This window comes from Mesorhizobium sp. (genome assembly GCF_965229135.1).
Classification (GTDB): domain Bacteria; phylum Pseudomonadota; class Alphaproteobacteria; order Rhizobiales; family Rhizobiaceae; genus Mesorhizobium.
The window spans coordinates 4,053,763-4,076,649 of sequence record NZ_OZ245860.1 but is presented as its reverse complement, the minus strand read 5'-3'; the positions used below and the strand labels follow the sequence as shown (position 1 = coordinate 4,076,649).

The following is a 22,887-nucleotide window of genomic DNA, read 5'->3' as shown; positions in this document are numbered from 1 at the left end:
GACGCCGCTGTGCGGCGGCCTTCAGACTGAAGCGGATCGGTGCGCGGCGATTGCGCCCAGAAAAACCTGACCGAACTCCTTGAGCTTGGCCGCGCCCACGCCATTCACCTCGGCGAATTCGTCGAGGTCGCGCGGGCGTCGATCGGCCATGTCGATCAGGGTGCGGTCGGAGAACACGACATAGGCCGGTACCTGGCGCTCCTTGGCGAGACGCAGCCGCAAGGCCTTGAGCGCGGCCAGCAGCGAGGCATCCAGGCCCTCCGTGCTTGCGATAGCTTCCTGGCCGCGCAACTTGCGCGAGGCGCGGCTGCGCACCTCGACACGGTAGTGGAACGGCACCTCGTCGCGGCCAAGCGCATGGCCTTTTTCCGCGATGGCGAGGCCACCATGGCCGCCGGGATCAGGCTCCATGAAGCCGTTGGCGACAAGCTGCCGGATCAGGGACAGCCAGAAATCCTTTTTGTGCCCAACGCCGCTACCGAAGCTGGCGAGCCTCTGGTGGCCCCGGGCCAGCACTTTCTCGGTCTCATGGCCAAGAAGGATATCGATGACATGCCCGGCCCCGAAGCGTTCGCCGCTCTGCGCCACTGCCGCCAGGATGATGCGCGCCTCCGCCCCGCCATCGGCGCGCGGCGCCTGGTCGAGGCAGTTGTCGCAATTGCCGCAAGGCCCGGCCTGTTCGCCGAAATAGCCAAGCAGCACCTGGCGGCGGCACTGCGCCGTCTCGCAATAGCCGATCAGAGTGTCGAGCCGGCGATGCGAGCGTCTTTTGTGCTCTTCCGACGCGTTCTCGTCGTCGATGAACAGCCGGCGCATGCGGATATCGCCGAGCCCGAACAGCATATGCGCCTCGGCCTCCCGCCCGTCGCGGCCGGCACGGCCGATTTCCTGGTAGTAGGCTTCCAGACTGCCCGGCATGTCGGTGTGGAAGACGTAAGCGACATCAGGCTTGTCGATGCCCATGCCGAAGGCGATGGTCGCCACCATGACGACGCCGGAGAGCGTCATGAAAGCGTTCTGATTGGCGTCGCGCGCCTCCTTGCTCATCCCGGCGTGATAGGCGAGCGCGGTGACGCCGTTCTTTTCGAGGAATGCCGCCATTTCCTCCGTCTTCTTGCGCGACAGGCAGTAGACGATGCCGCTGCGGCCTTGATGGCGCTGGATGAAGTTGAGCAGCTGGCGCTTGCCGTCCTGCTTTGCCTCGATGGCAAGCTTGATGTTCGGCCGGTCGAAACCCAGAACCAGCGTCTCGACGCGCTCGGCGAACAGCCGTGCCTCGATGTCGCTGCGGGTGCTCTCATCCGCCGTCGCCGTCACCGCGATGATCGGCACGTTCGGGAAAATGCCGCGCAGCCGCGACAGATCCTCGTATTCGGGCCGGAACGCCGGGCCCCATTGCGAGATGCAATGCGCCTCGTCGATGGCGATCAGGCTGACATCGAGCCTGGCCAGCGCGTCGAGCATGCGCTCGGTCATCAGCCGCTCGGGCGCCAGATAGAGCAGGCGCGTCTGGCCCGAAGCCACGCGGCGCCAGGCAGCGATGTTGGCCTCACGGTCGATCGAGGAATTGATCGTATCCGCCGCCACGCCGGCAAGGCGCAGGGCCGCGACCTGATCCTGCATCAACGCCACCAGCGGCGAAACGACGATGGTGAGCCCGCCCAGAACCAGCGCCGGAACCTGGTAGCAGAGCGACTTGCCCGCGCCCGTCGGCATGACGGCCAGAACATGGCGCCCGCTAAGCAGCGCCTCCATGACATCAGCCTGGCCGGGACGGAAATCATCGAAGCCGAACACATCCTTCAGGACGCGCCGCTTGGGATCCTCGGGGGTGGTCTTTTTCAATCCCAGCATCACGAAAAGTCTACCGGCGCCGCGGTCAGGCAAGCTTGGTCAGGACCAATTCCGCGCGGTCCGTCGATGACGTGGAAACAGATCAAGGATGCTCTCCGCATGGCATACCGCAGTAGCCCAGCCGCCATCGAACCACAACCTTGGCGAAGCGGATGAACCACATCCGCGACGGACCATAACATCCAACCATGACCCGGAACCGGTGAGGAGAAGACGCCAGGCCGCCATGAACCGGCAATTGATACGCCCTTGGAGATCGTTCCCGGCCGCTGCTTTGTTCCAGTTCGTCGTAATGGCGCCGCGCCGCCGTGTCTTTCGTCAGCCGGCATGTCTCGAAACGACGACCGAACTCTGACTTGAGACTTGCCGAGAATTGCAATGGGTACAGACAGCAAGCTGACATCGCGGCAAACAGCGGAATAACACGCAGTGGTTTTGGTCGTGCGAACAGGCCAGCGGTGATGCATCCCTTTCAGGGCACCGCGAACCTTGCTGGATTATCCCCGGCACAGCGATGTAAGCTGGTCTGGAAACCGAGCGGGAGGCGGAATGCTGCAGACCAGACAGGATGCCTTGCGCGAACGGTTCGACTTGCAGCGCGCCGCCTTCGAGGCGCAGCCCTTTCCGACGCTGGATGTCAGAAGGGATCGTCTCAATCGCCTGTTGGCCCTCACCGAGCAGCATGAGGCCGATATCTGTTCGGCGATAGACGCCGACTTTGGCGGCCGCTCGGCGCATGAGACGCGTCTTGCCGAACTGTTTGTCGTGCGCGCCGGCATCCGCCACACGCTGTCTCATATGAAACACTGGATGCGGGAGCGCCGTGTCGCCACCACCTTGCCGTTCCTGCCGGGGAAGAATCGCCTCATCCCGCAGCCGCTCGGCGTCGTCGGCATCGTCTCGCCCTGGAACTATCCCTTCCAACTGGCCGTCGCGCCGGCCACGGCGGCGCTTGCCGCTGGCAACCGCGTGCTGATCAAACCCTCCGAACTGACCCCTGCCTTCTCCGCACTGCTCGCCCGACTGGCCGGCGAGCATTTCGCCCCGGACGAGTTGAGCGTCATCAATGGCGATGCCGATACGGGAAAGGCGTTTGTGTCCTTGCCCTTCAACCATCTGCTGTTCACCGGCTCGACCGCCGTCGGCCGCCATGTGGCGATGGCCGCTGCCGGCAACCTGACCCCGGTGACGCTCGAACTCGGCGGCAAGTCGCCGGCGATCTTCGATCCGTCATGCGACCTCGATGCGGCGGCATCCAGCATCGCCTATGGCAAGCTGCTCAACGCCGGGCAGACCTGCATCGCACCGGACTATCTGCTGGTGCCGAAAGGCCAGGCCGAAGCGGTCGCCGCCAAGCTCGCAACCGCCGTGGCACGTCTCTACCCAAGCCTGCGCGACAATCCCGACTATACGGCAATCATCAGCGACCGCCATTATCAGCGCCTGCGCGACATGATCACCGAGGCCCGGGAGGCCGGCGCCGATGTCACCGAGATCAATCCAGCCGGCGAGGAACTCGGCGCCACGAATCGGAAGCACCCGCCAACACTGGTCCGGAACATCGGCTCGGACCTGCGGCTGATGCGCGAGGAGATTTTCGGACCGGTGCTGCCTATCATCGAGTATGCCACTGTCGACGAAGCGATCGACCATGTGAACCGGGCCGACCGGCCGCTGGCGCTCTACTGGTTCGGTAGCGATGCTGGCAACCGCCAACGCATCCTGCACGAGACCACCGCCGGCGGCGTGACCATCAACGATTGCATGCTGCATCTGGTGCAGGAGAACCAGCCCTTCGGCGGCGTCGGCGCCAGCGGCATGGGTTCCTATCATGGCGAATGGGGGTTCCGCACCTTCAGCAAGGAGAAACCGGTTTTCCTGCAATCACGGCTGAGTGCGGGCGGCCTTCTGCGTCCGCCCTACGGCAAGACTTTCGAGCGGCTCTATCGTTTGCTCAAGCTGATCACCTGACGCCTTAATCGCTGCGAAAAATCGGCTTTCAGCAATCGCCCTTCATCTTAGCGACCCGACAGAGTTGCGTATCCGCACGGAGGTCGGAAACTGTGTCGTCACCGGCGGCGTCGGCCTCACACCCTTGCGGTGAAGCAGAAGCTCCGCCGCCGCCCGCCCCATCTCCTGCGCCGGCTGCGCGACTGTCGTCAGCGACGGCAGCAGGAATTCGGCATTGGCGATGTCGTCGAAGCCGGTGATGCTGAGCTGTCCGGGGATGCTGATGCCGCTTTCGCGGCAAAACCGCATGACGCCGATGGCCATCAGGTCGTTGGCGCACAGGATGGCGGTGGGGCGCGCGGCGACATCGCCGGCCAGGAGACGGGCCGCCGCGAGATAGCCGGACCGCTCGGTGTAGTCGCCGGCGACATAGGGCGCGGCGTCGGGATCGAGGCCTACCGACGCCAGTGATTCCCGAAACCCGGCAAGGCGTTGCTCGCTGGTCCAGAGGCGCGGCGGGCCGCCGATGATGGCGACCTTGCGATGTCCATAGTCGAGCACATGGCGGGCGATCGAGCGCGCGCCGGCCAGATTGTTGCTGCCGACGAACGGCACGTCCAGGCCTGGCAGCACTTCATCGACGAAGACGACCGAACCGACCTTCGCCAGTTCGAGCAGCGAGGAACTCGGCAGGCCCGTGCCGCTCAGATAGATCACGCCGTCGAGCCGCTGGGTTCGCAGGATGCTGGCGAAATACTCTTCGCGTTCCGTCTTCGACCAGGTGATGCACAGCATCAGCAATATGTCGTTGTCGGCGATGCCGCGCTGTATGCCTTCAGCGATGCTGGCGAAGAACGGATTGCCGAGATCCGGGACGACAAAGCCGATCGAGGAGATGCGGCTTCGCTTGAGGTTGCGCGCCGCGTTGTTCGGTTCGAAGCCGAGTTCGGCGATGAAGCGCAGCACATGCCGCTTGGTGTCCTCGGCGACGAGGCCGCGCTGATTGATGACGGCGCTGACCGTGCCGATGGAAACACCCGCCTCGCGCGCCACGTCGCGGATCGTCGGGCGCTTGCTTCCGATGGCCTCGGTGCCGTCACTCATCTCGGGAAAATATCCCTCGTTCCTGATCCTATGACGGGTCCCGCCAGTAGGTGCGAGACCAGGTCCGCGCCTTGGACGACGATTTCCAAGGCGTTAGCAAATATTCCGCCAGCACCACAAGCAGGAAACTGACGACGCCAAGCAAAGCCAGGAAACTGATCGCCGAGAATGTGCCGGCCGTGTTCAGGCGGGAATTGGCCTGCAGAAGATACGCGCCCAATCCACCGCTGGTCGAGGCCGTCCATTCGGCGATCACCGCCCCTGTCACGCTGAATGTCGCCGACAGTTTCAGCGCCGAGAACAGCGGCGAATAGGTCGCCGGCAGCTTCACATGCCGGAAGATGTTGAACCTGGACGCACCCATCGACCGCACGAGGTTGAGCACGTCGCGGTCGACCGACGCGAGACCGTCAAGCACATTAACCACGACGGGGAAGAAGACCACAAGCGCGACGATCACCAGCTTGGGAGCGAGGCCGAAACCGAGCCAGATGGTGAGCGCGGCCGAGATCGCGACGACCGGGATCGCCTGGCTGGCGATCAGCACCGGATAGAGCACGCCGCGCGTGGTGCTGGACGCATCCATCAGCACGGCGAAGACGAAGCCGGCGCTGGCGCCGAAGATGAAGCCGAGCAGGAACTCGTAGAAGGTGATGCCGAAACCGTTGAGCAGCGCCTGCCAGTCGGACTGGATATGGTTCCACACCTGCAGCGGCGATGGCATGACATAGCGGGGTATCTGGAACAGTTCGACCGACGCCGCCCAGACGACAATGACCAGCACCAGCGCCAGGAGCGGATAGGCGACCTGCAGGACCGTGCTGCGGGACATCCGGCTAGTGGCCATGGGCCGCCTCCACTTCGAGTGTTTTCGCAACGACATCCTCGGAGTAGATCAGGTCGAGAATGCGTGCCTTCAGCGCGCTGAATTCGGGGCTGGTGAGGCTGGACATCGGCCTGGGCCTCTCGATCGGAACGGGCAGGATTTCCCTCACCCGTCCCGGCCGCGGCGTCATCACGACGACCCGGTCCGCGAGCAGGATGGCCTCGTCAATGTCGTGGGTGACGAAGACGATGGTGCGCTTCTCCTGCCCCCAGACGCTCAGCAGCCATTGCTGCATGGCGAGGCGCGTCTGCGAATCCAGCGCGCCGAACGGCTCGTCAAGCAGCATCACGTCGTGATGCATGGCAAGCGTGCGCATCAGCGCCACGCGCTGGCGCATGCCGCCCGAAAGAGCCGCGGGATAGTGGTTGATGAAGTCGCCGAGACCATAGCGGCGGGCGAGCGCCACGCCCTCGGCCCGTTGCGCATGGCTTGCGCCCCCCTTGAGGATCGCACCGAGCACGATGTTGTCGATGACGGTGCGCCAGGGCAGCAGAAGATCCTTCTGCAGCATGTAGCCGACATGGCCGCTGCGTCCCGTCACATCGTTGCCGTCGATCAGGACCTGGCCATTGGTCGGCTTCAGCACACCGGCGATGATGTTGAACATCGTGCTCTTGCCGCAGCCCGACGGGCCGACCACCGAAACGAATTCTCCGGCCTGCACGTTGAGATCGGTGGGCGCGAGCGCCTGTGTCTCGCCGAAGATCTGCGAGACATCCTTCAGCGACAGTTTCGGGGTCGAGTTTTCGGGCATCTGGTCTCTTTTCCGGACGCTCAGAGCGTGACGCAGTTTTCGCGGCCGAACCAGACGAGGTCCTCGACCTTGACGGCGATGTCGCCGCGTGCGGCAAAGGGCTCGATGGCCCAGGCGCCCCACATCGGCGTGGTGTTTCCCGCGTCGATGAACTGGTGGAGATAGGCGGCTCCGGCGGTCAGCGAATGGCCGATATTGGCAAGCTGGTCGAGCAGGATGTAGCCCTCGGCCATCAGCCGTTCATGCGTCATGCCGAAGAGTTCGTTCGCCGCCATGCCAGGGCGGCACTTCGCCAGGATTTCGTAGTGGAGCGTTTCGAGATCGCGCAACGCCTGGGTGGCTTCCGGCCAGTCGCCGATGACCTTGCAGCGCGTGCAGTCGCCCCACGATCCATCGGCCGTAATCGGATGGACGTCGACCATCAGCACGTCGCGATCACGTGCCGCGAGATCTGTCGGCGGGTTGGTCGGGAAGCAGGTGCGCGTGTTTTCGCCCAGGCCGACATTGGTGATCGTCCAGACGTTTTCGACGCCCTGCTCGAGCAGACAGGCACTTACCGCCAGGTCGACCGCCTGCTCCGTTGTTCCCGGCCGCGCCGCCGCCAGACCCGCGGCGGCCGCCTCCTTCGCGATCGCCTGCGCCCTGGCCAGACCGGCGGGGGGCGCATTGGCGACATCGGGTCCCGGCCGGTAGGTCCAGGCCGGGACGACACGTCGTGAAGAGGCGGCGACACTCATACTGTCAACTCCTGTCGGGCTTGCTTGGGAGAGCGCTTACTGGGCGAGGTACTGGTTTGTATAGTAAGCCGACGGCTCGAGGACGTCCGACACGACCTTGAACTTCTTCAACGCGTCGAGCAGCGCCACCCAGTCGGCATTGTTGTGAACCATCAGGTCCGGCCCCATCTCGCCGAAAAGCGGAACCGTGTCCTTCCACTGCTGGGTGATGAATTTCTCGTCATAGGCCTTGGAATAAAGCTCGAAGAAGGCCGCGACGGCTTCATCCTGATGGGCGGCGGCATATTCGATGCTCTTCTGCGTCGCGCGCAGGAACGCCTTGGCCACATCCGGATTGGCCTTCAGCCAATCGTCGTTGCCGGCGAGCATGAAGATCGGCGAATTGGGCACGCCGTGCTTGGTGGCCGCGAGGAATTCGGCGTGCTGCCCGCCGGTGGTCGCCATGCCGGTACCCTCGGCATTGGTGATGCCGGTGATCGCGTCGACCTTCTTCTGCAGCAGCAGCGGCACGGTATCGTCGCTCGCCGCGACGGTGTTCACGTCGTCGAGCGTCAGGCTGGCATCGGCCAGCATCATGGTTAGCTGCGCCTTGGTCCAGGCATCATTGTAGATGCCGATCGTCTTGCCCTTGAGGTCGGCCACGGTGAGAGGCGATCCCTCCGCGCTCAATATGCCCCAGTTGTTGCCACGGCCATAACGCGCGATCGCCGTCACCGGCGCCTGCTGTTCCCTGGCGAAGATCACGTCCATCACGGTGGTGAAGGCGACCTGCGCGCGGCCGGTACCCAGGAACTTCATCGTATCGGCGACGGTCGGCGGCGTGACGATCTCAAGCTCGATACCCTCGGCCGCGTAGAAGCCCTTCTTGTTTCCAAGGATCCACGGGACCCAGAAGCCGTCGGGCGTCGGCCATTCCTGGATGAAGGTAAGCTTGGTGAGGCTTTGTGCCGATGAAGGCGATGGGGCCAACGCGAAAGCTGCCATGGCAGCCAATGCATAGCCGAAACTGCGGCGGGTGAGGTTCATGTCGCGATCCTTTGCGCTTGTCCGGTTGGCAATCTCAATCGATCGATACTGAACCGGTTCAATCTGGATTGTCAACGGCGACGCGCGGAATTATTTCTCCATTGCATTTGCGCTAAAACTCGGCCAGAACATGCTCATTGAACCGGTTCATTGAATTTGGCGCTCTGATACGATCAGACGGCGCGACGGCACGTTAAGGAGTATTCGTCTTGGCAAAATCCAACAAGAAAGTCTTGCTTGTCGGCGAGACATGGATGAGCTCTTCGACCCATTTCAAGGGTTTCGACCAGTTCGGCAGCGTCACCTTCCACTCGGGCGCCGAGCCCTTGATGAAGGCGCTCGATGGCAGCGCCTTCGAACTGACCCACCTCCCCGCGCATGAGGCGGTGGAAAAGATGCCCTTCGACATGGAGGGGCTAAACGCCTACGACGCGATCCTGCTTTCCGACATCGGAGCGAATTCGCTGCTGCTGCACCCCGATGTCTGGCTGCGCGGAACCACCGTCCCCAACCGGCTGCGGCTTCTCAAGCAGTGGACCGAGGCTGGCGGCGGCCTTGCCATGATTGGCGGCTATTTCAGCTTCCAGGGCATTGACGGCAAGGCGCGCTGGCACCGCACCCCGGTCGAGGACGTCCTGCCGGTGGAGTGTCTCCCCTATGACGACCGGCTGGAGATCCCCGAAGGTTTCAGCGCGGCTGTCGACGCCAACAGCAAGCACCCCGTGCTGCAGGGGCTCGAGGGCGAATGGCCGGTGCTGCTTGGCGCGAACGAGGTGCGCGTGAGACAGCGCCCGGATGTCGAGGTGCTGGCCCGGCTTCCCGAGGCGCAGGGTGGTCATCCGCTGCTGGTTACCGGCGAATATGGAAAGGGCCGGACGCTTGTCTGGACCTCCGATGTCAGCCCGCACTGGTTGCCGGCGTCGTTCTCCGACTGGCCGGGCTACGCCACGCTGTGGCGCAACGCCCTTGGCTGGCTGACCAGAAGCTGACGTCACAAGCAACAGGACCACGCGCGATGCCGAAGCAGATCGAGGAAGCCTCCGTCACCGTCGCCATCATTCAGATGGAGCCGCGCTTCGGCGAGACCGCTGAAAATGTCGCGCGGTCCATTGCCTTCATGGAAGAGGCAGCCGGCAAGGGCGCGCAGCTCGCCGTCCTGCCGGAGCTGTGCAACACCGGTTATGTGTTTCAGAACCGTGCCGAGGCCCGAGCGCTTGCCGAGGAGATCCCCGGCGGGCCGACGACACGGGCCTGGATGGAGGCCGCCGCGCGGCTGAACCTTCACATAGTCGCCGGCATCACCGAGCGGGCCGGTGAAATCCTTTTCAATTCGGCCGTCATCATCGGCCCCAACGGCTTGATCGGCCGCTATCGCAAGATGCATCTGTGGGGCGACGAGGCGCTCTATTTCTCGCCGGGCGACCTCGGCTTTCCCGTCTTTGATACGCCGCTCGGCCGCATCGGCTGCCACATCTGCTACGATTGCTGGTTTCCCGAGAGCTTCCGCCTTGCCGCCCTGCAAGGGGCGGAGATCGTCTGCGTGCCGACCAACTGGGTGCCGATACCCGGCCAGGACCCCAGCCGCGAAGCGATGGCGAACATCATCGTCATGGGGGCGGCTCACTCCAATTCCGTCTTCGTCGCCGCCGCCGATCGGGTCGGGACCGAGCGCGGCCAGCCTTTCATCGGCCAGAGCCTTCTCGTCAGCCATACCGGATGGCCGGTCGCGGGGCCGGCCTCCCCGGACAAGGAAGAGGTGCTGATCGCCAGGGTCAACCTCGCCGACGCACGACGCAAGCGCAACTGGAACGCCTTCAACCAGGTCTTGCGCGATCGCCGCACCGACGCCTATGACGAAATGCTCGGCAGCGGCCAGCGGCCGGGATGGTACTGAGGAGGCCAGGGTGAGCGCGATTGACGCGGTGCGGCTGACGCAGGAGCTTGTCCGCTTCGACACGCGCAATCCGCCAGGCAACGAAGCGCAATGCGCCGTCATGATCGCCGACCTGCTCGGCAGCCACGGCCTTTCGGTGACCGTCCACACCTTTGGCCCAGGGCGGACCAACCTCATCGCGCGGTTCCCCGTTCGCGCATCGAAGGCAACACAACGCCCGGTCGTCTTCACCGGTCACATCGACACGGTGCCGCTTGGCGCCGCGGAGTGGTCACATGATCCTTTCGGCGCCGAGATCGTCGACGGGCGTCTCTATGGCCGTGGCGCCACCGACATGAAAGCCGGCGTCGCGGCGATGATCGCGGCGGTCATCGAAGAGGCCGAGCGCTTGCGGGAGCGCTCCGACGTGATGCTGGTGATCACCGGCGGCGAGGAAACCGGATGCGAGGGCGCCACCGCGCTCGTGAAGGACAGGATGCTCGACGCGGCAAGCCTGCTTGTGGTGGGTGAACCCACCGCCAATGCATTCGTCGCCGGCCACAAGGGCGCGCTGTGGCTGAAAGCCTGCTGCGGCGGTCGCACGGCGCATGGCGCGATGCCGCACCTGGGCGACAACGCCATCTACAAGGCGGCCCGCGCCGTCACCAGGCTCGAGAGCTTCGGCTTCAACGCCGCGCAACATCCGATCCTTGGGTCCGCGACGCTCAATGTCGGGACCATCACGGGCGGGTTGAACATCAACTCCGTTCCCGACCGTGCCGAAATGACGATCGACGTGCGGATGTTGCCCGGCATGGACAGCACCGTGATCACCGACCAGCTGTCGTTCACGCTCGGCGGCGACTGTTCGGTATCGACGATCCTCGATTTGCCGGCGGTGTGGAGCGACCCTCGGCATCCGGCGATGAAACTTTTCTCCGAATGCCGGGAAGCGGCCACCGGTTCGGTCTCCACCGTGGGCGGCGCGAACTTCTTCACCGATGCCTCCATCTTCACGCCCGCCTTTGACGGTGTCGATACGATCATTTGCGGACCCGGCAGCCCGGAGATGGCCCACAAGACCGATGAGTATTGCGAGGTGGCCGGGATCGACCAGGCGGTGAAAATCTATCGCGCGATCATCGCGCGCGCCGGGCTGTTGGCCGCGCATTGAGCGCCCGCGAAAAGCCGCCATATTGGCCTGCTAGCTGTCGTCTCGGGCATCCATGTTCCGCAAGGTGTTTCGGCCGAGCCGCCGTGCATCGCGTTTTCAGGCATCAAATTTTCCTGATTGCACCCCAACGGCCTTGCCGAGCGGATGATTTTACTTGCCAGATCGGTCAGACAGGCAGCACCGCCAAGGCTTTTACGATTATGTAAAGCGACCGGTGTAGAGGGATGGGTACGGTCGAAACCGACCTGTGGACCGAGGTTGGAATGATCGCGCCGCGCAGCTTACCTTTCATTCGCACCGCTCTCACCCTCTGGTCCGTCTTGATTTTCCTGTCTGCGGCTAATCCCGCCAGCGCGTCGGTGTTCCTTGAGGACCTGACCTGGACCGAACTGCGCGACCTCATCGCCGGCGGCACGACGACCATCATCATCCCGATCGGCGGCACCGAGCAGAGCGGACCCGCCATGGCGCTGGGCAAGCACAATGTACGGGTGAAGTTCCTCGCCGAAAAGATCGCCGAAAAGCTGGGCAATGCGGTGGTGGCACCGGTGATCGCCTACGTGCCGGAAGGCGGCATCGATCCGCCGACCGCGCATATGAAATTTCCCGGCACGATCACCATCAGCGACAAGGTGTTCGAGGCGCTGCTTGAATCGGCGGCGCGCAGCTTCAAGCTGCACGGCTTCAAGACCATCGTGCTGATCGGCGACCATGGCGGCTACCAGGCCGATGAAAGCCTCGTGGCCGATCGCCTCAACGCCGAATGGAAGAAAACGCCGGTCCGGATCTTCGCGGATCTCGACTATTACCGGATGACGCAAGGCCCTTATGTCGACAAACTCCTGTCCGCCGGCGCCAAGCATTCGGAGATCGGCAGCCATGCCGGTCTCGCCGACACGTCGCTGATGCTTGCGGTCGATCCATCCATGGTGCGCAAGGATCGTCTTGCGGACGGCGCCAGATTCACCTCGGCCGATGGGGTCTATGGCGGCGACCCGACGCGGTCCTCGGCCGCGTTCGGCCAGCTCGGCGTCGACCTGATCGTCAACGGAACAACCGACGCCATTCGCGGCTTCATCGCAAAGCAGCCCAAATGACCAGAACATATCAGCGATTCGCAAGCTTCCTCGCACCGCTCCTGCTGCTGACCTGCCTGTCGTCGGCGGCGTCCGCCGGCTCCTGCCCCGAGGATTGCAGCGAGCCGCCCGCCAAGGCCCCGGCCAAGGCCGAGACTCCCGTCAACATCTACAGCGAAACGACGGCCGGTCACCTCAGCCCCGCCACGGCAGGCGCCCTCTCGCGCGTCTATGTTCCCAACCGGTCATCCAACAGCGTCTCGGTGATCGATACGGTGACGCTCAAGGAGGTGGCGAGGTTCCCTGTCGGGCGCAAGCCCCAGCACGTCGTTCCGTCCTGGGACCTGCAGACGCTCTGGGTTGCCAACAATGCCAGCGGCACCAAGCTTGGCAGCGTGACGCCGATCGACCCGAAGACCAGCAAGCCGGGCCAGCAGATCGCGGTCGATGACCCCTACAACATGTATTTCATGCCGGACGGCAGTTCGGCCATCATCGTCGACGAAGCCTATGAGCGGCTCGACCTGCGCGATCCGCACACGATGGCGCTGAAATCGACGATACCCACGCCGACCTGCAAGGGCATCAACCATGCCGATTTCGCCGCCGACAATTCATACGCCATCTTCACCTGCGAGTATGGCGATGGCGGCCTGCTGAAGGTGGACCTCCAGAACAAGAAGGTGCTCGGCCATCTCTCCTTGTCGAGGATGGGCATGCCACAGGACATCCGGCTCTCGCCCGACGGCAAGGTCTTCTACGTCGCGGACATGATGAACGACGGCGTCTTCCTCATCGACGGCGACAGTTTTGCCGAAATCGGCTTCATCCCCACCGGCATTGGCACGCATGGTTTCGTCGTCAGTCGCGACGGGACCAAGCTCTATGTGTCTAACCGGGGTTCGCACAAGATGGAACAGGGCCGCGCCGGTGGGCCGGGCAGCGTCACCGTCATCGATTTCGCCAGCCGCGCCATAGCAGCGCAATGGCCGATCCCCGGCGGCGGCAGCCCGGACATGGGCAATGTGAGCGCCGACGGAAAGCAATTGTGGCTGTCCGGCCGCTTCGACAGCGAAGTCTACATGTTCGACACCAGCTCGGGCGCCGTGACCAAGATCCGCGTCGGTGTCGAGCCGCACGGCCTGACGGTCTGGCCGCAGCCCGGCCGCTATTCGCAAGGCCACACCGGCAATATGCGCTGAGCCTTGGCCGAAAAGGTAACGGCGGCCCCATACCCGGCGCCGCCGTTTTGATGTCAGTCGTCCTTGCGGCTCATTCCGGCACGCGCTTCAAGGCCTGCGCCATGCAGTGGATGCCGCCGCCGGTCTTGGAAATCTCGCTCATGTCGACGGCGGCGACTTCGAAGCCCCGCGCCTTGAGCTGGCCGATCAGCGACTTCGAGGAGGTCGGCGCGATCACCCTGTCCTTGCCCAGGGACATGAAGTTGCAGCCGAGCGCCATCGTGTCCTGGAACGGCACGTCGATGATCTCGTGGCCCTTGCCCTTCAGCCAGTCGACGATGCCAGGCTCCGTGCAGGCGAGGCAGACGGCGGTCAGCTTCTCGGCGATCGGCACCACCATCAGGTCGATATGGACGTAGTACTCGTCGATGAAGGCGAGGCGCGTTTCCCAGCCTTCCTTGTCGAACCAGGCCTGCACCTGGCGCGCGCCTTCTTCCTGCGTGCGGGCGCCGCCGCATCCGATCAGCACCACGCCTTCCTCGATGACGTTGAAGTCGCCGCCTTCGAACGTGCCGGCGGTGACCATGTCGTAGATCGGAATGCCCAGCTTCTCGTAGGTGCGGATCGCCGCGTAGTTCTCGCCGCGCCGCCACCAGTTGGCCATGGCGGTGATGAAGGCGCCGTAGGGCGTCATGACGCTGGAATCGCGCGAATAGACCTGCATCGGCAGTTCCGGCGTCGGCTCATGCCAGTGGATGTTGACGCCGAAATTCTCATAGGCCGCGACCAGGTCCTTGTGCTGCGCCTGCGCGATCTGGACGTTGCAGGGCGCCTCGCGCAAATGCTTGCGCGACAGCGAGCTGGTCGACAGATGGCGCAGGAAATTGGGCGAACCGAGCAGAACGTCGGTCAGCACATCGGTCTCGTTGGCGAAACCCCAGGCGGTCAGCGGCTTGGTGCCGCCAGCGGGGTTGCGGCGCTGGAGCGAAAACGGTTCTGCAACAATGCGGTCATGCACGGTCATTGGCTTCTCTCCTCGTGATCAAATCGGCGGTCATGCGGTTTGGTTGGGGATCCACCAGTCGCGTCCGCGCGCGGTGGTGACATATTCGGGCCAGCGGAAGTGGATCGGCGGATCGTAGTCGCACAGCGGCGCGATCCAGTTGGAGCCGCCAATGCCACCGCCGGTACGCTTGACGAATTCGTCCATCGCCGCGTCGCGCGCGGCCTTGTCCTCGAGCAGGCGAAGCGCCGCGAGCGCCACCGTCTTGGAGGCACAGGTGACCATCGGATCGATGGTGGCGGGAATGCCGCCCAGCGCATTCATCACCCAGGACGGATAGGCGTGTCCGCCGGCCGAGCGCAACGCCGGACGCGCGACGTAGAAACGTGCCGTCGGCGCGTGCCAGCTCATGTCAGTGTAATCGTCGGAGGTGGAATTCACCTGCGAAGGCGGCAGATCGCGGCGCAGGACCGCTTCGGCCTCCCGTGGCGTGATCAGCCGCTCCAACTCATCGATGAAAGGATTGTCCGTGGCAATGCCACCGGCATTGACCTGGACCTCTCGCGCAACGGCTTTCGCGGCTTCGTCCCAATGCGGCGGGCCGACCGTCGACAACGCCTCGTAGGCAATGTCGGCCATTGCATGGTTTGCGAGGCCCGGTCGCGACTTCGACACCCAGTGCCGCTCGTACCGACAGCCGCTCATCGCCGCAGCGGCCTCGGCATTGCGGTCGAGCACGGCGGTGACCTGCTCGGCCATCGCCAGCGTCGGCACGCGCATCATGTACTGGATCTCCGCCAGTCCCGCCGGCAGATTGTCGGCGGTGGCCTGCCCCGCCGTCAGGATCGCCTCGCTGATCGACCAGCCGCCCTGATGCGGCAGCATCGAATCGCGCAGCGCTTTCGAAGCCATGTACATCATCATCAGCGCATCATTGGCGCCGGGCGCCCTGATCGCGGAATGCGACTGCGGGATGGGCGCGCCGTCGCTTGCGCGAACCCATTTTTCGGGTTCGTCGCACACGAAGCGGTAGATCATCGCGTAAGCCGCGCCGCAATGCGTGTCCCAGCGCGCCGTGTTGCAGAGCGGCAGCATGTAGAAAGGGTGGAAGGAGAGCATGCCGGCAAGGCCGTCATAATAGCCCTTGGCCGCATGGATCGGCTTGGAACCCCGCACCTTCTCGGCCGGCTCGCCGGTGAAGCGCAGCGTGCCCTTGATGCCATGCCGCTGCATCGCCGCCTTGGTGGCCAGCAATCCGCCGAGACTGGAGACGCCCAGGCCGGAATGGGGATCGGTATGGCCGCCCGCATGTTCGCCAAGGCCCGGACGCGGGCGCTTGACCGTCGCCGCATCCTGGCAATTGCCGGGCACCGCATCATATTCGGCGTACATGCCGATGGTCGGTCCGTCGCCATTCGTCCAGTGGGCGCAGAAGGCGGTGGGCATGCCGCCGGAGCCATCCTCGACCGAAAAGCCTTCGCGCTTCAACAGTTCCACATACCAGGCCGCCGACTGGTATTCGCGCCAGGCGGTCTCACCGAAATCGAAGATGGTCCGCGTCCAGGCAGACAGCGACGGCTGGATGTCGTCGAGATAGGCAAGCGCGGTTGTCTGGGCCGAAGTGGTCACTGGTTTTTCCATGGGACAAGAAGAAAGCAGTGAAGCGCGTTTTCAAAAAGTGATATGTTTTTCAGGTTCGTGCAAATTCGGTTCACCTGAGGCATCTTGAGAATACCATCGACCCAGGCGCTGCGTGCGCTCGACAGCTTCGCCCGTCATGGCAGCGTGTGGCGCGCCGCCGACGAACTGCACCTGACCCGCAGCGCCGTCAGCCATCAGTTGCGCCTGCTCGAACGCGATCTCGGCTTCGACTTGCTCGAACGCATCGGCAAGGGCGTGGCGCTGACCCCGCGCGGCCAGCGCTATGCCAGCGACGTGCGCAAGGCGTTGACGGTGCTGGGCGATGCCGTGGCCCGCAACGCCGGCACCGGCGTCGGTGGCTCCTTTGCCGTTTCCTGCACGCCGGGCTTCGCGTCTCTGTTCCTGTGCACGCATATCGCGGAATTCCGCCAGATGTATCCGGACGTGGCCCTCCACATACTGACGCCGCGGCGGCTGGATGATGTCAGCAATCCGGAAGCCGATGCGTTCATCGCCTTCGGTGTCGGCAACTGGCCGAACCGCGCGGTGGAGCTGCTTTGCGAAATTTCCTTCACGCCGCTCTGCAGCCCGACGCTGCTCAACAAGGTCGGCGGCCTTTCCAAGCCCTCGGACGTGCTGCGCGCCAATCTGCTTCATCTCGATGACACCGAGGACTGGGCGCGCTGGCTGGCGCTGTCCAAGGTGGAAAATCCCGACACCGAAGGCGGCATCTTCTTTTCGGACATGAACCTCGTCTTTTCGGCTGCGATCGCCGGCCAGGGCATTGCCATGGGCGACGAGTTGACCAGCCGCCGGGCACTGAACGAAGGCCGGCTGGTCAGGCCGTTCGACATCGCGATCAAATCGCCCCGCTCCTATTTCCTCGTCTCGGAGCACGCCAAGGCGTCGCATCCCGTGCTGGAAGCGTTCGCGGCATGGCTGAGGTCGAAACTCTCGGAGAATCCGGTCAGGCCCTATTGAGCGAGGCGATGGATCCTGCCGCGAGGGGAGATGGCCGCGCGACGGCCATAGAGGTTCGGCACGACCGTGCTTGAGCCAGTCTGTCTCCTCCAAATAGAAGTCGCGCGCGACACAACGCGTCCCCTCCCGGCGCCATAGATGAATCAAATTTGCCGATCCGGCGAAAACTATTCGGTTGCGGTGAGCCGGAACCGTGCCTACGATTTCGACAAGTGTTAGGGAAAGGGCAGTATGCAGCAACCCGGCCGTGCCGCAGAGATCAAGGCAATCGGGATCGGTAAGAGCTTCGGCTCCTTCCGTGCGCTGGACAATCTGTCCCTCGATATCGGCCGGGGCGAGTTCCTGACCCTGCTCGGGCCGTCGGGTTCGGGCAAGACCACCTTCCTGATGATCCTCGCCGGTTTCGTCCAGCCGAGCGAAGGCAAGCTTCTCAGTGACGGCATCGACATCACCGACCGGCCGGCCGAGCAGCGTGCCGCCGGCATGGTGTTCCAGGGCTATGCCCTGTTCCCGCATATGAGTGTCGAGGCCAACATCGCCTTCCCGCTCAAGGTGCGCAAGAAATCGGCGGCCGAAATCAAGCGCCGCGTCGGCGAGATGATCGAACGCGTCGGGCTGAAGGGCCACGAGAAGAAATTGCCGGCGCAGCTTTCGGGCGGCCAGCAGCAGCGCGTGGCACTTGCCCGCGCCCTGGTGTTCGAGCCGGGCGTGCTGTTGCTCGACGAGCCGTTTTCCGCCTTGGACAAGAGCCTGCGCGGCCAGATGCAGGCCGAGATGAAACGGCTGCACCAGGAGACCGGCACCACCTTCGTCTTCGTCACCCACGACCAGAGCGAGGCGCTGGCGCTGTCGTCGCGCGTTGCGATTTTCAACCACGGCAAACTGCTGCAGGTCGGCGCGCCCGACGAGGTCTACGACCGGCCGGACAACCGCTTCGTCGCCGAGTTCCTCGGCGAGATCAACATGCTGCCCCTGAAAGGGGTCCGCCCCGCCGACAATGGCTCGACAGGTCTCTGCGAGGACCGCACGATCAGCATGCGCTGCAAGGCCGAGGCGGTGCGCGGCGATGCGCTCCTGGCGATCCGGCCGGAATACATGTCGATCGCGGGCGAAGCCGTGGCCGGCGAGAACGGGATCGCCGCGACAGCCACCAACTCGACCTATCTGGGCGCAGCGACGCGGCTGGACCTGACGACGCGGCAGGGCGCCAAGGTCACGGTGTCGGTACCAAACGAGGTTGCCGCCGCCGCGCTCAGCAAGGGTAATTCCGTCTGGCTGACCTGGCCGGCGGAAAAAGGCTTCCTCCTTCCGGACGGAGGACAATGACCAACGGTGTGGCGATAGATTTCGCACCATCGCTTTCCGGTACCATCAACAACAATAAGGGGAACTGACATGACACACGATACCAGGAAACAAGCCATCGAGACCCTGTCCGCCAGGGCAGGTCGCGGCGAGATCTCACGCCGGCAATTCGCGCAATTGGCGGCGATCGTCTTGGCCGGCACGCCGATGCTGCTGCGCTCGACCGGCGCCTTTGCCGCAGCCAAGGAACTGGTGCTGGTGAACTGGGGCGGCGACGCCATCACCGCTTATGACGCCGCCTATGGCCAGGCCTTCACCAAGGACACCGGCATTGTCGTCAAGATGGACGGCTCGGGTCCGACCGAAGGCGCCATCGCCGCGCAGTTCAAGAGCGGCGCTCCGACCTGGGACCTCGTCGACGTCGATCCGTTCTCGGCCATCACGCTCGGCGGCCAGGGCATGCTCGAGCCGATCGACTACAACATCGTCGACAAGAAGAAGATGCGCCCGGGCTTCGGCTGGGATTACGCCGCCTCGACCTATTTCTTCTCCTACATCATCGCCTACGATTCCGAGAAATATGGCAAGGACGCCCCGACCGGCATGGCCGATTTCTTCGACGTGAAGAAATTCCCCGGCAAGCGCTCGCTCTACAAATGGGGCGTGTCGAGCTGGGAAGCGGCCCTTCTGGCCGACGGCGTCGCGCCGGCGTCGCTCTACCCGCTGGACCTCAAGCGCGCGCATGACAAGATCGCCGCCTTCAAGGAAAACGTCGTTGCCTATTGGGGTGGCGGCGCCGAAAGCCAGAGCGTGCTGCTCAACGGCGAGGCCTCGATGGCCATCGTCTGGTCGACCCGCGCCTCGCTGATCGAGCAGGATTCCGGCGGCAAGATCAAGTTCATCTGGGACCAGGGCCTGATCTCGCCCGGCGCGCTTGCCGTCCTCAAGGGCAATCCCGGCGGCAAGGACGCGGCCATGAAGTTCATCGCCAGCGCTCAGGATCCCCAGAAGCAGCTGGTCATGTTCGACAAGCTCGGCCAGGGCCCGGCCAATCCGGCCGCCGACGCGCTGATCCCCGCCGACAAGAAGCGCATCAACCCTGTCGACCCCGAAAACATGAAGAAGCAGATCGCGCTCGACATGGACTGGTACGCCAAGAACTACGGGGCGGCGCTCGACGAGTACACCAAGATCATCTCCGCCTGATCAGGGTCGGGATGCGGTCCTATCTCTCCGACAGGATGGGCGCGGCGCTGTTGATGGTGCCGCTGCTCCTGTTCCTCGTGCTGGCCTATGCCTGGCCTTTCCTCGGCGTCGTCAAATGGAGCTTCACGCTGCCGACGCCGGGGGTCGGCCAGTATGAGGCGGTCCTCACTGACGGTCTGGTGCAGTCCGTTTTCATCCGGACACTGCGCATCGCCGCGATCGTCACCATCGTCTCCGTCGCCGCCGCCTATGCCATCACCGTCGTCTGGATACGCGGCACCCCGGCGCAGCGCCTGGTCGCCGAGTTCTGCATTCTCGTTCCCTTCTGGATTTCCGTGCTGACCCGCGCCTTCGGCTGGGTGGCCCTGCTGTCCAATCGCGGCCTGATCAACACCTGGCTGCAGGCGATCGGCTTCATCTCCGAGCCGCTGGCGCTGGTGCGCAACGAGTTCGGCGTCATCGTCGGCATGACGCATTTCCTCATTCCTTTCGCGGTCTTTCCGCTGGCATCCGCCATGCGCAGCCTCGACGACCGCGTGCTGCTGGCGGCGCGAGGCCTCGGCTCCAGCCGCATGCGCACTTTCTGGTCGGTCTTCGTGCCCATGACGCGTTCCGGCATCATCGGTGCCGCGCTCATCGTGTTCGTCTTTTCGCTGGGCTTCTTCGTCACCCCGGCCATTCTCGGCGGCGGCCGCAGTGTGATGGTGGCGGAGCTGATCTATCTGCGCATCTTCCAGAGCCCGGACTGGGGACTGGGTGCGGCCATCAGCGTCGTGCTGGTGCTGTTTGTCGGCGCGCTGATGGCGCTGCTGTTCCGTTACGTGCAACCGAAGCAGATGGTGTAGCAGGGATGCCGACCTATCGCCCCGGCCCCGTCTCGCTGGTCATCGCCGCCTTCGTGGCGCTATTCCTGTTGATGCCGCTGCTCGCCGTCATCCCGGTGTCGCTGACGCCAAGCCGCATGCTGGCGATGCCCACGGGCGAACTGTCACTGCGCCACTACAGGTCGCTGATCGAGGACCCGCGCTGGATCGACTCGATCCTGCTCTCGATTCGCATCGGCATCGTCAGCAGCGCTTTCTCCACCGTACTGGCCCTGTGCTTCAGCCTGGGCGTCTGGATGTTCCAGCCGCGCTTCACCGCGGCCCTGGTCGGTTTCGTGCTGTTGCCGATGGTGGTGCCGCCGGTGGTCTCGGCGATCACGCTCTACTTCCTGCTGACGTCGATCTCCGGCTTCAGCTCGTTCTTCGGCTACGACACCTGGCTCGGCGTCGCCATGGCCCATTCGGTCATGACGGTGCCCTTCGCCACGGTGCTCATGCTGGTGTCGCTCAGCCAGCTCGACCGGCGCATCGATCTTGCCGCGCGCGGCCTTGGCGCCACCGTATGGGAGCGCGCCACCCGCATCATCATGCCCAACATCAAGTTCGGCATCATAACCGCCGCGCTGCTGTCCTTCGTCCTGTCGTGGGAAGAAATCGGCGTCACGCTGTTCATCACCTCGGTCAACGCCATAACCCTGCCGCGCCTGATGTGGATGGGCCTGCGCGACAACATCGACCCCGCGATCGCGGCTTTGTCGGTGATCCTGATCATCATCACCGTGCTGGTGCTGGCGGCGCGCAGCGTCGTGGTCCGGCTGCGCGCCACGCAGTAAAGCTCCACCCCGATCGGGATGGAGCTCCGTTTTCTTGCCTTGATGACCGATGCGATGGAGCCGAACGGAATCGACTTCCGTTCAAATAGTCACGCCGGCTGCAGTCCTGGCGCCGACAGCTCAGGCTCTTCCGGCAAGGCGCCCGAGAGCGCCGCGGCGAACTTCGACTGGTCGAGTTCGCCTTCCCAGCGCGCAACCACCACCGTCGCGACTGCGTTGCCGATAAGGTTGGTCAGCGCGCGGCATTCCGACATGAAGCGGTCGATGCCCAGGATCAGCGCCAGGCCGGCAACAGGCACGGTGGGAACGACGGACAGCGTCGCCGCCAGCGTGATGAAGCCGGCGCCGGTGATGCCGGCCGCACCCTTGGAGCTTAGCATCGCCACCAGCAGCAGCAGTATCTGGTCGCCATAGGTGAGCGGCGTGTCGGTCGCCTGCGCGATGAACAGCGCGGCCAGCGTCATGTAGATGTTGGTGCCGTCGAGGTTGAAGGAATAGCCGGTGGGAATGACCAGGCCGACCACCGAACGGTTGCAGCCGGCGCGCTCCATCTTGGCCATCAGGCCGGGAAGTGCTGCTTCCGAGGACGAGGTGCCGAGCACCAGCAGCAGTTCTTCCTTGATGTAGCGCAGCAGCGCCAGGATCGAGAAGCCGTTGTAGCGGGCGACCGATCCGAGCACCACCAACACAAAAAGCAAGGCCGTGAGGTAGAACGTGCCGATCAGCATGGCGAGGTTGGCGACGGAGCCGATACCATATTTGCCGATGGTGAAGGCCATGGCGCCGAAGGCCCCGATGGGGGCGGCCTTCATAAGGATGGCGACGAGGCGGAAGATCGGCGCGGTCAGCGCCTGCAGGAAGTCGACGACGGGTTTGCCGCGATCGCCGACCAGGGCCAGCGCGATGCCGAAAAGCACCGAGAAGAACAGCACCTGCAATATGTCGCCCTGCGCGAAGGCGCTGGTGATGGTGTCGGGGATGATGTTCATCAGGAAGCCGACGATGGTCGAGTCATGCGCTTTCTGGGCATAGGCCGCCACCGACTTGCCATCGAGCGTGGCCGGATCGATGTGCATGCCCGCGCCCGGCTGCACGATGTTCGACACGACCAGGCCGACGACGAGGGCCAGCGTCGAGAAAACCAGGAAGTAGATCATCGCCTTGCCGGCGACACGGCCGACCTTCTGAAGGTCGGAAACGCCTGCAATGCCGGTCGCCACGGTCAGGAAGATGACCGGAGCGATGACCATCTTCACCAGCTTGATGAAGGCATCTCCCAGCGGCTTCATCGACGCGCCGACGTCGGGATAGTAGTGGCCGAGCAGGATGCCGGCGGCGATCGCCGCAAGGACCTGCACATAGAGATGCCGGTAAAAGGGTACCTTGCCGCGCGCTTCGGCGGCAGCGAATGCTGTCTGCATGATGTCCTCCATCGCGCCCCGATCGAGAAGCTCGACCTCCCGGGGCAATTGCATTGAC

At 64.1% G+C, this 22,887-nt stretch carries 20 protein-coding genes; 11 read left to right on the top strand and 9 right to left on the bottom strand.

Annotated features, from left to right (window positions below; all coding sequences use genetic code 11):
- Window positions 1–21: 21 nt before the first annotated feature.
- Window positions 22–1,854 (bottom strand): DNA helicase RecQ, encoded by a 1,833-nt coding sequence (recQ, locus tag ACO07C_RS19365; protein WP_421915772.1) that lies wholly within the window; start codon window positions 1,852–1,854, stop codon window positions 22–24.
- 549 nt (window positions 1,855–2,403) lie between these two features.
- On the opposite strand from recQ, the gene ACO07C_RS19360 reads away from it, so the two are divergent.
- Complete coding sequence (locus ACO07C_RS19360) at window positions 2,404–3,825, top strand: coniferyl aldehyde dehydrogenase (RefSeq protein WP_421915771.1); 1,422 nt, start codon at window positions 2,404–2,406, stop codon at window positions 3,823–3,825.
- Window positions 3,826–3,867: 42 nt separating this feature from the next.
- On the opposite strand, the gene ACO07C_RS19355 is transcribed toward ACO07C_RS19360, so the two are convergent.
- From ACO07C_RS19355 to ACO07C_RS19335, 5 genes are read right to left on the bottom strand one after another with little or no spacing between them, the layout of a single operon-like run.
- Entirely contained in the window at window positions 3,868–4,908 is a 1,041-nt protein-coding gene (locus ACO07C_RS19355; protein WP_421915770.1) for a LacI family DNA-binding transcriptional regulator, read from the bottom strand.
- 28 nt (window positions 4,909–4,936) lie between these two features.
- On the bottom strand, window positions 4,937–5,755 hold the full coding sequence (locus tag ACO07C_RS19350) for an ABC transporter permease (protein WP_421915769.1): 819 nt from the start codon (window positions 5,753–5,755) through the stop codon (window positions 4,937–4,939).
- Window positions 5,745–6,548: an ABC transporter ATP-binding protein gene (locus ACO07C_RS19345; RefSeq protein ID WP_421915768.1), complete on the bottom strand. Its 804-nt coding sequence runs from the start codon at window positions 6,546–6,548 to the stop codon at window positions 5,745–5,747. Before ACO07C_RS19345 ends, ACO07C_RS19350 begins: the two co-directional genes overlap by 11 nt.
- Before the next feature lie 20 nt (window positions 6,549–6,568).
- Complete coding sequence (locus ACO07C_RS19340) at window positions 6,569–7,285, bottom strand: M24 family metallopeptidase (RefSeq protein WP_421915767.1); 717 nt, start codon at window positions 7,283–7,285, stop codon at window positions 6,569–6,571.
- A gap of 36 nt (window positions 7,286–7,321) precedes the next feature.
- Window positions 7,322–8,311, bottom strand: a complete 990-nt coding sequence (locus ACO07C_RS19335; protein ID WP_421915766.1) for an ABC transporter substrate-binding protein — start codon at window positions 8,309–8,311, stop codon at window positions 7,322–7,324.
- A 209-nt stretch (window positions 8,312–8,520) separates the two neighbouring features.
- Between ACO07C_RS19335 and ACO07C_RS19330 the strand changes: the two genes are divergently transcribed.
- The 5 genes from ACO07C_RS19330 to ACO07C_RS19310 all read left to right on the top strand — a co-directional run bounded on the left by ACO07C_RS19330 (window position 8,521) and on the right by ACO07C_RS19310 (window position 13,636).
- Window positions 8,521–9,300, top strand: a complete 780-nt coding sequence (locus ACO07C_RS19330) for a glutamine amidotransferase (protein WP_421915765.1) — start codon at window positions 8,521–8,523, stop codon at window positions 9,298–9,300.
- 26 nt (window positions 9,301–9,326) lie between these two features.
- Entirely contained in the window at window positions 9,327–10,205 is an 879-nt protein-coding gene (locus ACO07C_RS19325; protein WP_421915764.1) for a nitrilase family protein, read from the top strand.
- A gap of 10 nt (window positions 10,206–10,215) precedes the next feature.
- Window positions 10,216–11,358, top strand: coding sequence for a M20 family metallopeptidase (locus ACO07C_RS19320; RefSeq protein WP_421915763.1), 1,143 nt, complete (start codon window positions 10,216–10,218; stop codon window positions 11,356–11,358).
- A 224-nt stretch (window positions 11,359–11,582) separates the two neighbouring features.
- Entirely contained in the window at window positions 11,583–12,455 is an 873-nt protein-coding gene (locus tag ACO07C_RS19315; RefSeq protein ID WP_421915762.1) for a creatininase family protein, read from the top strand.
- Window positions 12,452–13,636 carry a hypothetical protein gene (locus ACO07C_RS19310; protein WP_421915761.1) on the top strand — a complete coding sequence of 395 codons (1,185 nt, stop codon included), beginning with the start codon at window positions 12,452–12,454 and terminating at the stop codon, window positions 13,634–13,636. The genes ACO07C_RS19315 and ACO07C_RS19310 overlap by 4 nt, the downstream gene beginning before the upstream one ends.
- A 70-nt stretch (window positions 13,637–13,706) precedes the next feature.
- Here ACO07C_RS19310 and ACO07C_RS19305 read toward each other — a convergent pair whose 3' ends face one another.
- Both ACO07C_RS19305 and ACO07C_RS19300 read right to left on the bottom strand, forming a co-directional pair.
- The gene (locus ACO07C_RS19305) at window positions 13,707–14,639 is read right to left on the bottom strand and encodes a dimethylarginine dimethylaminohydrolase family protein (RefSeq protein WP_421915760.1); all 933 of its coding nucleotides are present in this window, start codon (window positions 14,637–14,639) and stop codon (window positions 13,707–13,709) included.
- A gap of 30 nt (window positions 14,640–14,669) precedes the next feature.
- On the bottom strand, window positions 14,670–16,259 hold the full coding sequence (locus tag ACO07C_RS19300) for an amidohydrolase (protein WP_421915759.1): 1,590 nt from the start codon (window positions 16,257–16,259) through the stop codon (window positions 14,670–14,672).
- Between the two features lie 84 nt (window positions 16,260–16,343).
- Between ACO07C_RS19300 and ACO07C_RS19295 the strand changes: the two genes are divergently transcribed.
- The 5 genes from ACO07C_RS19295 (at window position 16,344) to ACO07C_RS19275 (ending at window position 21,408) form a co-directional block, all read left to right on the top strand.
- Complete coding sequence (locus tag ACO07C_RS19295) at window positions 16,344–17,240, top strand: LysR substrate-binding domain-containing protein (protein ID WP_421915758.1); 897 nt, start codon at window positions 16,344–16,346, stop codon at window positions 17,238–17,240.
- A 231-nt stretch (window positions 17,241–17,471) separates the two neighbouring features.
- Window positions 17,472–18,566: an ABC transporter ATP-binding protein gene (locus ACO07C_RS19290; RefSeq protein ID WP_421915757.1), complete on the top strand. Its 1,095-nt coding sequence runs from the start codon at window positions 17,472–17,474 to the stop codon at window positions 18,564–18,566.
- A gap of 69 nt (window positions 18,567–18,635) precedes the next feature.
- Window positions 18,636–19,751, top strand: coding sequence for an ABC transporter substrate-binding protein (locus ACO07C_RS19285; RefSeq protein ID WP_421915756.1), 1,116 nt, complete (start codon window positions 18,636–18,638; stop codon window positions 19,749–19,751).
- An 11-nt stretch (window positions 19,752–19,762) separates the two neighbouring features.
- On the top strand, window positions 19,763–20,596 hold the full coding sequence (locus ACO07C_RS19280) for an ABC transporter permease (protein WP_421915755.1): 834 nt from the start codon (window positions 19,763–19,765) through the stop codon (window positions 20,594–20,596).
- 5 nt (window positions 20,597–20,601) lie between these two features.
- Window positions 20,602–21,408, top strand: a complete 807-nt coding sequence (locus ACO07C_RS19275) for an ABC transporter permease (RefSeq protein WP_421915754.1) — start codon at window positions 20,602–20,604, stop codon at window positions 21,406–21,408.
- A gap of 89 nt (window positions 21,409–21,497) precedes the next feature.
- Here the strand turns inward: ACO07C_RS19275 and ACO07C_RS19270 are convergent, their stop codons facing one another.
- Window positions 21,498–22,829, bottom strand: a complete 1,332-nt coding sequence (locus ACO07C_RS19270; protein ID WP_421915753.1) for a dicarboxylate/amino acid:cation symporter — start codon at window positions 22,827–22,829, stop codon at window positions 21,498–21,500.
- Between the last annotated feature and the right edge of the window lie 58 nt (window positions 22,830–22,887).